The organism is Caulobacter sp. 10L414, from assembly GCF_056395525.1.
On record NZ_JBFTJR010000104.1, the window covers coordinates 1 to 10,160 of the forward strand.

10 protein-coding genes are annotated in these 10,160 nt (G+C 70.6%); 4 read left to right on the forward strand and 6 right to left on the reverse strand.

Features of this window, described 5'->3' with window-relative positions:
• The 5 genes from AC1DCG_RS24355 to AC1DCG_RS24375 all read right to left on the reverse strand — a co-directional run.
• Positions 1-286 (reverse strand): aminotransferase class IV (locus AC1DCG_RS24355; protein WP_477041723.1); only part of this gene is annotated, 286 nt, incomplete at its 3' end.
• Positions 283-1,614, reverse strand: a complete 1,332-nt coding sequence (gene pabB / locus AC1DCG_RS24360; RefSeq protein ID WP_477029355.1) for an aminodeoxychorismate synthase, component I — start codon at positions 1,612-1,614, stop codon at positions 283-285. The genes AC1DCG_RS24355 and pabB, both read right to left, overlap by 4 nt.
• 31 nt (positions 1,615-1,645) lie before the next feature.
• On the reverse strand, positions 1,646-3,076 hold the full coding sequence (locus AC1DCG_RS24365; RefSeq protein ID WP_477037041.1) for an MFS transporter: 1,431 nt from the start codon (positions 3,074-3,076) through the stop codon (positions 1,646-1,648).
• Between the two features lie 69 nt (positions 3,077-3,145).
• The gene (locus AC1DCG_RS24370; RefSeq protein ID WP_477029353.1) at positions 3,146-3,583 is read right to left on the reverse strand and encodes a DUF7674 family protein; all 438 of its coding nucleotides are present in this window, start codon (positions 3,581-3,583) and stop codon (positions 3,146-3,148) included.
• Between the two features lie 38 nt (positions 3,584-3,621).
• Positions 3,622-4,395 (reverse strand): tyrosine-protein phosphatase, encoded by a 774-nt coding sequence (locus tag AC1DCG_RS24375; RefSeq protein ID WP_477029352.1) that lies wholly within the window; start codon positions 4,393-4,395, stop codon positions 3,622-3,624.
• 185 nt (positions 4,396-4,580) lie between these two features.
• On the opposite strand from AC1DCG_RS24375, the gene AC1DCG_RS24380 reads away from it, so the two are divergent.
• The 3 genes from AC1DCG_RS24380 to AC1DCG_RS24390 all read left to right on the forward strand — a co-directional run bounded on the left by AC1DCG_RS24380 (position 4,581) and on the right by AC1DCG_RS24390 (position 7,159).
• Positions 4,581-5,339, forward strand: a complete 759-nt coding sequence (locus AC1DCG_RS24380; protein ID WP_477029351.1) for an alpha/beta fold hydrolase — start codon at positions 4,581-4,583, stop codon at positions 5,337-5,339.
• A gap of 252 nt (positions 5,340-5,591) precedes the next feature.
• Positions 5,592-5,954 carry a BlaI/MecI/CopY family transcriptional regulator gene (locus tag AC1DCG_RS24385; protein WP_165261760.1) on the forward strand — a complete coding sequence of 121 codons (363 nt, stop codon included), beginning with the start codon at positions 5,592-5,594 and terminating at the stop codon, positions 5,952-5,954.
• Positions 5,951-7,159 carry a TonB family protein gene (locus AC1DCG_RS24390; RefSeq protein ID WP_477029350.1) on the forward strand — a complete coding sequence of 403 codons (1,209 nt, stop codon included), beginning with the start codon at positions 5,951-5,953 and terminating at the stop codon, positions 7,157-7,159. Before AC1DCG_RS24385 ends, AC1DCG_RS24390 begins: the two co-directional genes overlap by 4 nt.
• Before the next feature lie 89 nt (positions 7,160-7,248).
• On the opposite strand, the gene AC1DCG_RS24395 is transcribed toward AC1DCG_RS24390, so the two are convergent.
• Positions 7,249-8,703, reverse strand: a complete 1,455-nt coding sequence (locus AC1DCG_RS24395) for an AMP nucleosidase (RefSeq protein ID WP_165261756.1) — start codon at positions 8,701-8,703, stop codon at positions 7,249-7,251.
• A 240-nt stretch (positions 8,704-8,943) separates the two neighbouring features.
• Between AC1DCG_RS24395 and AC1DCG_RS24400 the strand changes: the two genes are divergently transcribed.
• A partial coding sequence (locus tag AC1DCG_RS24400) for a dicarboxylate/amino acid:cation symporter (RefSeq protein WP_477041724.1) occupies positions 8,944-10,160 on the forward strand: 1,217 nt, incomplete at its 3' end.

Here is a 10,160-nt window from a genome sequence, read left to right on the forward strand (position 1 = left end):
GCACGCAGGCCGGCGCCTCGGGCCGATCCAGCCCGCGCCCGCCCGAACCGGCGGTCAGGGTCAGGCGCACGGCGGCGCGGCCGGCGGTCAGCCCAGCCTTGTCCGGCGCGGCGAGGACCAGGTCGCGGGCCTGTTCGCGATCCAGAGCCGGCAGGCCCAGCACGGCGCAGCCCGCCGCCATGCGGTCCAGATGCGCCTCCAGGTGACGGACCTGGCCGTCGATCGCCAGCAGGGTCTCGAACAGGCCATCGCCCAGCAGCAGGCCCCGGTCGGTCAGCGCGATCATGCCCCCTCCCCCGTCAGCGCCCGGCGCAGGGCGTCGATCTTGGCCTCGGTCTCCAGCCGTTCGGACAGCGGATCGCTGTCGGCGACGATGCCGGCCCCGGCCTTGGCCTCCAGCCGCCAGCCCTGGTCGTCCTGCGCCAGGGCGACGGTGCGGATCAGCACGCTGGACTCGAAGGCGCCGTCGAAGCCGGCCCAGAACAGCGAGCCGCAATAGGGGCCGCGCGGCCCTTCCAGCTGGGCGATCACCTTCATCGCCTGCACCTTGGGCGCGCCGGTGATCGAGCCCGGCGGAAAGGTCGCCCGCAGCAGGTCGGAAACGCCCAGGCCCGGCTTCAGCCGGCCCTCGACCGTCGAGACCAGGTGATGGACGTTGGCGAAGGTCTCGACCTTGAAGAGCTGCGGCGTACGCACGCTGCCCGGCGGGCTGACCCTGGCCAGGTCGTTGCGCATCAGGTCGACGATCATCAGGTTCTCGGCCCGGTCCTTGGCGCTGGCCGACAGCTCGAAGGCCAGGGCCCGGTCCTCGACGGGACTGGCGCCGCGCGGCCGGGTGCCCTTGATCGGGCGGGTCTCGATCTCGCCGCCGCGCACTTTCAGGAACCGCTCGGGCGAGTTGGACACCATGGCCCGGCCCGGCAGGCGCAGATAGGCCGAGAACGGCGCGGGGCTGGCGCCGCGCAGGCGGGCGAACAGGTCGAAGGGGTCGGCCTCGCCCGCCAGGCGGCCGCGCCAGGCCCGGGCGATGTTGGCCTGGAAGATCTCGCCGTCCAGGATCCGCTCGACCACCTGGGCCACCGCCGCCTCGTAGTCGGCCGGGGGCTCGGCTTCGAGAGCCTGGCACAGACGCCCCTCGAACGGGTCTCGGGCCGGCGCGTCCAGCCAGGCCAGGGCGTCGCGGGCGCGGCCCTGCGCCTGCGTCCTTCCCTCGCCGCGACCGACGGCCACGACCGTGCGCTGCAGGTGGTCGAAGGCCAGCAGGGCCGGATAGCGGGCGCAGACCAGGTCGGGCCAGTCGCCCCGCGCCAGGTTCAGGGCCTCGACCCGGTCGCCCAGCTCATAGGCGGCCAGGCCCATGGCGCCGCCCTGGAACGGCGGGCCTTCCGGATCGGCCGGCAGAGCGGGTCCGACCATGTCGGCCAGGGCCGCGAACGGATCGCGCCGATCGGACGCCTCCAGGACCAGGGTCTGGTCGGGCGCGCGCAGCAGGTAGGACCACCGCTCGCCCGGACCGCCCGACAGCAGGGCGCAGGCGAACGGCTCGTCCCGAAAGGGAGCCGCGGCCCACAGGGGGTCGCGCCAGGTAGCGGCGATGAGGGCGACGTCGCGCATCGCGGGGTGATAGGCGCGTCCGTGGCCCGCCTCAAGCCTCGCGCCCGCCGCCGCGGACGGCGAACAGGCCAAGGGCGCCCAGGGCCATCAGCGCGACGATCGGCACGAAGCCCGCCACCTGGCTGTGGAACAGCGTCGTCGCCGCCGCCACCAGGGCCGAGCCCAGCCACACCGTCGCCGTGCCCGACAGGGCGTAGAGGCCGAAGAAGGCCGCCGTGCGATCGGCCGGCGCCAGGCGCACCAGCAGGGTGCGGCTCGACGCGTACTGGGCGGTGACACAGACGGCGATGATCAGGCCCAGGCCCACATAGAAGAGTTCGGGCAAGGTGCGATAGATCGGCCCGTCCCACGCTGCGGGTCCCGCCGGGTCATAGGCGAAGACGTAGAGGATGCGGTCGGGCCGCATGCCCAACAGGCAGATCAGCGCCGCCAGGCAGCCGGCGATCTCGATCTGCACGGCGCGCTTGGGCCCCAGCACGCGATCGAGCCTGGGCGCCAGGAAGCCGCCCAACGCGCCGACCAGGCTCAGCGACACGCCGTAGACCAGCATCTCCAGCGCGCCCCAGCCCATCACCCCGGCCGCGAACAGGCCGCCGAACACCAGAAGCGCCGTCATGCCGTCGCAATAGAGCATCCGCGCGGCCAGGAAGGTCGCCACGTCGCGATGGCCGCGAAGGTTGGCGAAGGTGTCGCGCAGCAAGGCAAGGCCCGCCTTGAAGGCCGCGCCGACGCCAAGCCCGGTGCGCGGCGCGTCCGGCGTCCACAGCAGGAACGGGATCGCTCCCAGCGCCATGATCAGCGCCGACAGCGGCCCCGACAGGCGGCTGGGCTCATGGTGGCCGGTCGAAAGCCCCAGCAGCGGCGCCTGGGGGATCCCCGGCCAGTCGACCTGCCCCGGCAGCACGAAGCCCCACAGCATGAAGATCAGCATCAGCACCGACAGGCCGTTGGAGAACACATAGCCCAGCCCCGACAGCAGCGAGGCCTGGCCGGGCTCGGCCGCGGCGCGGGGCAGCAGGGAGTTGGCGGCCACGTCGCCCCAGTTGTAGGCCACGCCCAGCACGATCAGCGCCCCGGCCGTCGCCGCCAGCGGCAGTCCGCCGGCCGGCGTCGCCCACCACAGCACGATCAGCATGGGCAGCATCAGGGTCAGCAGGGTCGCGGCCAGCGGCTTGCGCGGGCCGTACTTCTCGACCGCCGCGCCGAGGATCGGGGCGGTCAGGGCGACGATCAGGCCGTAGGTGGTGGCGATCTGGGCCATCATGGCCTGGCCCCTCACCGGATCGCCGACCAGCACGCCGGAAAAGTAAGGAGCGAAGATGTAGATGGTGACCAGCACCACATAGACGTCGCGCGAGCCCTGGTGCAGCACCCAGGACCACCCGCCCCGGGTCAGCGGTTTTCGCGCCGGTTTCGACTCGACGCCCAGGCGCGCGGGCGCGCCGTCCAAGACCTCGCTCATGGTGTCCGCCCTGCTGCGGGCCGTCTGACGCAGCCCTGAAGCGGAGCCTCGCTCGCGAACGAGCGTTTGTCACGCCCTCTTGGGAAACCCCGGGAACATCCGATGCAGGAGCATCACACCCCGCTGGCGCAGGGTGGGCGAGGGCTGCGGCAGGTAAGAGCGATCCGCCGCCCGCCCCATCTCGGGCCCGAGCATCGGCCGCAGGGCCTGCAGCTCCTCATCGCCCAGGCTTTCCAGGAACGACAATGCGATGACGGCGACCGTTTCGGCGTCGACGTGGCTGACGCCTTCCTCCGCCCAGGCCTGCTCCATCAGCGCCAGCATGGCGGCCAGCCGAACCCGATCCTCGTGCGAGCCCCGACGCAGGGCGATCGCCTGCGCAACGACGTCGTGGGAGAAGAAGACGTAGGCCAGCAGTTGGTCGTAGTCGGCGTAGTGCTGGGCCAGCCTCGGCGCCAGTTCCGGCGCGGCCGCGATCAGCCCGTCGATCAGGGTTTCGATGCGCATCCCGGCACGAAATCCCAGATCGCGCGAGGCGCCAAGCCTCAGGCCAGGATGTGGGCCAGGATCGCCTCGCGGGCCGCCGCATCCACGCCCAGCACCGTCTCCAGATAGGCGTCGATGCCGCCGTGGGCGGCCTCGATGGCCTCGATCGAGGCCAGGATGTACTCGGCCTCCACCGCCAGGGCCGCGCGGATCGCCGCCTCGGGCGGGACCGAGCCGGTGTAGCCGGCCAGGTAGCGGCCGATCCGCTCGCCGATGCGGGCGTAGCGTTCGGGATCGTTGGTGGCCAGGTAGTCCTCGACCAAGTCGTCGCGCGACACGCCGGCCAGGTGGTGGGTCAGGGCGGCCAGCAGCCCCGTGCGGTCCTTGCCGGCCGCGCAGTGGATCAGCACCGGCCCCTTGGCTTCGGCCAGTGTCGCGAAGTAGCGCCTGAAGAGGTCGACGTGGCGCGGGGTGAACGGCTTCCTGCGATAGGACTCGACCATGTAGCCGCGCAGCGGGCCTTCCGAATGGTCCCAGCCGCGCAGGAAGGTCTGCCAGGGGTCGTCGCCCTCGCCGCCCAGGTCGTTGTCGATCACCTGGGCCGAGAAACCGCTCCAGCGCCGCGACGGCTCGCGCTGGCGCTCGGGCGCGCGGCGCAGGTCGACGATGGTGACGATGCCCAGGCCCGCCATGGCCGCCAGATCCTCGTCGGTGGCGTCGGCCTGGTGGGCGGCGCGGAACAGCAAACCTCGCTTCAACCGCCCCGCCCCGGCGGCGTAGTCGCCGTAATCACGGAAGTTCTCGACGCCTTGCAGGGGGATGTGACGGGTCATGGCGTGCATGTAGTCGCACCGTGTGACGAAATCGAGAGTCTACGGCGTGGCAGCCGAAAGTGTGAGCGGTTTCGGCGGATGCCACGCCACAAGTATTTGATTCAGAGCCTTTTTCACGCCTCACATGATCTCATGTGAGGCTAAAGGCTCTGGACGAACAGTGCGTCCGCGCAGATTGTGCCGCCATGCTTGCGGTCCAGCGATTCCAGAGTTTCGACGGCGTCTCCATCGCCTACCGCACCCTGGGCGAGGGCTGGCCGACCCTGCTGCTGCACGGCTTCCTGGCCAGCGCCGAGAGCAACTGGTTCCTGCCCGGCATCGTCCAGGCCCTGGTCGGCGCCGGCCGCAAGGTGATCGCCCCCGACCTGCGCGGCCACGGCCGCTCGGACGCGCCGACCGATCCGGCCGCCTGGCCCGCCGACGTGCTGGCCATGGACCAGCAGGCCCTGATCTCCCACCTGCACCTGACCGACTACGACCTGGTCGGCTATTCGCTGGGCGCGCGCACGGCGGTGCGGATGATGGTGCGCGGCGCCCGGCCCGAACGGCTCGTCCTGGCGGGGATGGGCGCCAGCGGCCTGATGGGCGCCGGCGAGCGGGCGGCGATGTTCGAGGACGCCATCCGCAACGGCGACCAGGCCAAGGACCCCCGCGCCGGCCGTCGCGTGCGGGCGATGATGGCCGCCGGCGACCTCAAGCCCGAGGCGATGCTGGGCGTGCTCAACGCCTTCGTCCCGACCTCGGCGGAAGACATCGCCCGCATCGCGGTTCCGACCCTGGTCATCGCCGGCCAGCGCGACGACGACAACGGCTCGGCCGAGGCCCTGGCCGGCATGCTCGCGAACGGCCGCGCCCAGCGCGTGCCCGGCGACCACATGAGCGCGGTGATGGAGCCGAGCCTGGCGGCGGGGATCGTCGGCTTCCTGGATCGCGTGTCGCGCTAGGCAGGGCGCCGGCTCGGCGCCGAACGCTTCCCGCCACGCGAGCGCCCTTGGCGTAACCTCGTTATGCGCGCATCAATTCGGCGTGCACGATCTGCGGTTCCTCGTCTGCGTCGCGCTGCCGGTCCTGATGCTGGCCCTGTCCACCGCGAGCGCACTCTAGCCTCCTCGAAAACGCCGGTTGACCACATCGATGACATCTGTCAACGATTGCGACGTTGACAGATGTCATCGACCACAAGGAGGGGCGAGGCCATGAAGATCAGCACGGCCGAGAGCGTCATCATGGAGGCGTTGTGGCGGAAGAACCCGCTGACCTCCGAGGCGATCATCGCCGAGGTCGGCGAGCCGAACGGCTGGACCGAAGGCACGGTCAAGCAACTGCTCAGCCGCCTGGTGAAGAAGAAGGCCGTGGGCGCAACGCCCGAGGGCCGCCGCTACCAGTACGCGCCGCTGGTCGCGCGCGGGGCCTATGTCGAGGCCGAGAGCCAGGGCCTGCTCGACCGGCTGTTCGAGGGCCGCCTGGCGCCGCTGGTCACCCAGTTCTCAGACGCCGGCAAGCTGACCGACGAGGACATCGCCGAACTGAAGGCGCTGGTCGAAAGGATCGCCAAATGAGCGGCGCCATCCTAGAGGCGCTTCTGCGCGCCAACCTCGCCCTGGCCGTGGCGATCGTGGCGATCATGCTGCTGCGCAAGCCGGTCCGCCGCCGGTTCGGACCGCTGGCGGCCTACGCCCTTTGGCTGGCCGCGCCGCTGTGCGCCCTGGTCAGCCTGGTCCCGATCCCCGCGCCGACCACGGTGATGGCGCCGGCGGTGACGTTCGCCGCGACCGCCGGCAGGGCCGTCGCGCCGATGGCGGCCAAGGCGCCCGCCCTGACCCCCATCGCCCTCGTCGCCTGGGAGATCGGCGTGGCCTTGACGCTCGGCCTGTTCGCCGTTCGCCAGGCCCGCTTCGTGCGCGCCGTCGGCCGACTGACGCCGCTCGATGAAAGCCCCTCGGTGCTGCGCGGCCAGCATGTCGACGCGGGCCCGCTGGTGCTGGGCTGGCTGCGGCCGCGCATCGTCGTGCCGGCCGACTTCGCCGACCGTTTCGAAGGCGAGGCCCGCGCCCTGGTCCTGGCTCACGAGGACGTCCACTTGCGCCGGGGCGACGCCACGATCAACGGCCTGGCCGTGGCCCTGCAATGCCTGTGCTGGTTCAACCCGCTGGTCCACCTCGCCGCCCGCGCCCTGCGGGTCGACCAGGAGATCGCCTGCGACGCGGCGGTGATCGCGCGCCATCCGCACGCCCGACGCCTCTACGCCGAAACGCTGCTCAGCACCGTGCTGACGGCCGACACCGCCCCGCTCGGCTGCCATTGGCCGGCGACGGGGCCCCATCCCCTGAAGGAGAGACTGACCATGCTGAACGCCGCCTCCGTCACCCCTCTGCGCCGCAAGGCGGGCCTGGCCCTCGTCGCCCTGCTGGCCTCCACGGCCGCCGGCGCGGTCTGGGCCGCCAATCCCGAAGTGACGCCCAAGCCGATCGTCTCGCGACCGGTCTGGGTCCAGAAGCCCAACATCGCCGACCTCGACCGCTACTACCCGGCCCAGGCCAAGGCGGAGAAGCTGGCGGGCCGCGCGGTGATCGGCTGCGACGTGACGCCCCAGGGCGAGCTGCACCGCTGCAAGGTCGCAAGCGAGCTGCCGGCGGGCGCGGGCTTCGGCGAAGCGGCCCTGCAACTGAGCCAGCATTTCCGCATGGACCCCACCCTGCCCGACGGCAAGCCGGCCGGGAACGGCTGGGTCAACATCCCCATCAGCTTCCAGCCGCCGCGCTAAGCCGGAACGGAGCCCAGGAAAAAGGGGCGGTGGATGACCACCGCCCCTTCGTCGTTTTCAGACAGCGCCGAGCCTTGCCGGCCAATCCCTTACCGGAAAGGCGGCTCGTCGAAGGCGCGCAGCTTACGCGAGTGCAGGTTGGGACCTTCCTCGTGCAGCAGCTTGCAGGTCAGGATGCCGATCTGCAGGTGCTGGCTGATCGCTCGCTCGTAGAAGGCGTTGGCCTGGCCCGGCAGCTTGATCTCGCCGTGCAGCGGCTTGTCCGACACGCACAGCAGCGTCCCGTACGGCACCCGGAAGCGATAGCCCTGGGCGGCGATGGTGGCGCTCTCCATGTCGATGGCGACCGCGCGGCTCTGGTTGAAGCGCAGGGCCGACAGGCTGTGGCGCAGTTCCCAGTTGCGGTCGTCGGTGGTGACCACGGTGCCGGTGCGCAGGCGCTTCTTCAGCTCCTGGCCGGTGTCGCCGCTGATCGCCTTGGCCGCGTCGTAGAGAGCGCGCTGCACCTCGGCGATCGACGGCACCGGGATCTCCGGCGGCAGCACCACGTCCAGCACGTGGTCGTCGCGCAGATAGGCGTGGGCCAGCACGTAGTCGCCGATGGTCTGGGTGTCGCGCAGGCCGCCGCAGTGGCCGATCATCAGCCAGGCCTGCGGGCGCAGCACCGCCAGGTGGTCGCAGATGGTCTTGGCGTTGGACGGGCCGACGCCGATGTTGACCAGGCTGACGCCCTGACCGTTCGGGGCGATCAGGTGGTAGGCCGGCATCTGGTGCTTGCGCCAGGCCCCGTCGGCGATCGCCTGCTCGGCGTTCGGCGTCTCGGCCGTGACCACCACGCCGCCCGAGCACGACAGCGCCGTGTACGGACTGTCGGGCTTCTTCAGCTGCTCCACGCCCCAGCGGACGAACTCGTCCACGTAGCGGTGATAGTTGGTGAACAGGATGAACGGCTGCACGTGCTCGGCCGGAGCGCCGGTGTAGTGGCGCAGGCGGGCCAGCGAGAAGTCGGTGCGCAGGCCGTCGAACAGGGCCAGCGGCCGGGTGTCTTCCAGCACCGGGCTCCAGACGCCGTCGGCGATCTCGTCGCCGATGAAGGCCAGGTCCGTGGTCGGGAAGAAGCGGGCGATGTCCTCGCTGCGCACATCGGCCTGGTTCAGGTCGATGCTGGCGTCCAGCACGTAGGGATAGGGGATCTCCTGCTCGGAGCGGGCGACCTCGATCTCGACGTCGAAGTCGTCCATCAGCAGGGAAAGCTGCTCGACCAGATAGTCCTTGAACTGGGCCGGCTTGGTGACCGTGGTCGAGTAGACGCCGGGACGGCTGACCCGGGCGAACGAGCGCGCCAGCTTCGGCGGCAGGGCCTCGGGGTCGTAGGTGAGGCGCAGCTCGGGATAGGTGAACGAGCCGTCGAACCGCATCTGCGGGTCGGGGCGGGTTCCATTTTCGAGATAGGCCCGAAGGGCGGTGCGCAGCGCCTCGACGGCGCGTTCGTATTCGGAGTTGAGCCGTTCGACGACGGCGATCGCTTTTTCTTGGTTAGACATGGCGTCCTATATCAGCCTTGCCGCAGCCTGACCAGAGCGGGGCGCGGCCCGGCCCTGGGGCGAGCATAGCGCCCCCAGCCTGCGCCTTTGTGACGCCCCGGGCATGGACGAAGCCGCCACGCTCGGCCAAAAGGGGCGCCACATGCCCCCTCTCGGGGCGTCCATGAAACGAATGCGCCTGCTGGGAGGGCGCTTCAGCAGGCCCGGTCGCCACGCGGCCGAGGGGGAACGGAAGACCCTATGAACAAACGCTTCGCCTATCTGATCGTCGGCGCGATGGTGCTGGGGGTGCTCGTCGGCTGGGGTTGCAACCAGTTCCTGGACGCCGAGGGGGCCAAGTCGGCCGCCTCGGGCCTGAGCTTGATCACCGACATCTTCCTGCGGCTGATCAAGATGATCATCGCGCCSCTGGTGTTCACCACCCTGGTGGCCGGCATCGCCCACATGGAGGACGCCGCCGCGGTGGGCCGCATCGGCGCCAAGACSCTKGGCTGGTTCATCGGCGCCTCGGCCGTGTCGCTGGTGCTGGGCCTCTTGATGGTCCACCTGCTGCAGCCGGGCCACGGCCTGCACCTGGTGGAAGCCGCCGTCTCCACCAAGCCGGCCGCCACCACCGAGGCCTTCACCCTGAAGGGCTTCATCACCCACCTGGTGCCGACCTCGATCTTCGACGCCATGGCCAAGAACGAGATCCTGCAGATCGTGGTGTTCTCGCTGTTCGTCGGCACCGCCGTGGCCGCGCTCGACGACAAGGCCCCGCAGGTGCTGCACCTGGTGGAACAGTGCGCCCAGATCATGCTGAAGGTCACCGGCTTCGTCATGAAGCTGGCCCCGCTGGCCATCTTCGCGGCCCTGGCCTCGACCATCGCCACCCAAGGCCTGGCCATGCTGGGCACCTACGCCAAGTTCGTGCTGGGCTTCTACGGCGCCATGGCCACCCTGTGGGGCCTGCTGTTCCTGGCCGCCTTCGTGGTGCTGGGCAAGCGCGCCGTGCCGCTGTTCGGGGTGATCCGCGAACCGGCCCTGCTGGCCTTCTCGACCGCCTCCTCGGAAGCCGCCTACCCGCGCATCCTCGACAGCCTGCCCAAGGTGGGCGTGCGTCGCCGCATCGTCTCGTTCGTCCTGCCGCTGGGCTATTCGTTCAACCTCGACGGCTCGATGCTCTACTGYACCTTCGCCACCATGTTCATCATGCAGGCGCACGGCGTGCACCTGACCATCCAGCAGCAGATCTTCATGCTGCTKCTSCTGATGGTCACCTCCAAGGGCATCGCCGGCGTGCCGCGCGCCTCGCTCGTSGTGATCATGGCCACCCTCACCTACTTCGGCCTGCCCGAGGCCTGGATCGCCCTGGTGCTCGGCGTCGACCACCTGCTCGACATGGGCCGCAGCGCCACCAACGTCGTCGGCAACTCGGTGGCCGCCGCCGTCGTCGCCAAGTGGGAGGGCGAGCTGGA

Bases quoted from the DNA above. Each gene is read 5' to 3' on its own strand.
- AC1DCG_RS24365 (WP_477037041.1), bottom strand. From the start codon at position 3,076: ATGAGCGAGGTCTTGGACGGCGCGCCCGCGCGCCTGGGCGTCGAGTCG.
- AC1DCG_RS24380 (WP_477029351.1), top strand. From the start codon at position 4,581: ATGCTTGCGGTCCAGCGATTCCAGAGTTTCGACGGCGTCTCCATCGCC.
- AC1DCG_RS24375 (WP_477029352.1), bottom strand. From the start codon at position 4,395: ATGACCCGTCACATCCCCCTGCAAGGCGTCGAGAACTTCCGTGATTAC.
- pabB (WP_477029355.1), bottom strand. From the start codon at position 1,614: ATGCGCGACGTCGCCCTCATCGCCGCTACCTGGCGCGACCCCCTGTGG.
- AC1DCG_RS24385 (WP_165261760.1), top strand. From the start codon at position 5,592: ATGAAGATCAGCACGGCCGAGAGCGTCATCATGGAGGCGTTGTGGCGG.
- AC1DCG_RS24395 (WP_165261756.1), bottom strand. From the start codon at position 8,703: ATGTCTAACCAAGAAAAAGCGATCGCCGTCGTCGAACGGCTCAACTCC.
- AC1DCG_RS24370 (WP_477029353.1), bottom strand. From the start codon at position 3,583: ATGCGCATCGAAACCCTGATCGACGGGCTGATCGCGGCCGCGCCGGAA.
- AC1DCG_RS24390 (WP_477029350.1), top strand. From the start codon at position 5,951: ATGAGCGGCGCCATCCTAGAGGCGCTTCTGCGCGCCAACCTCGCCCTG.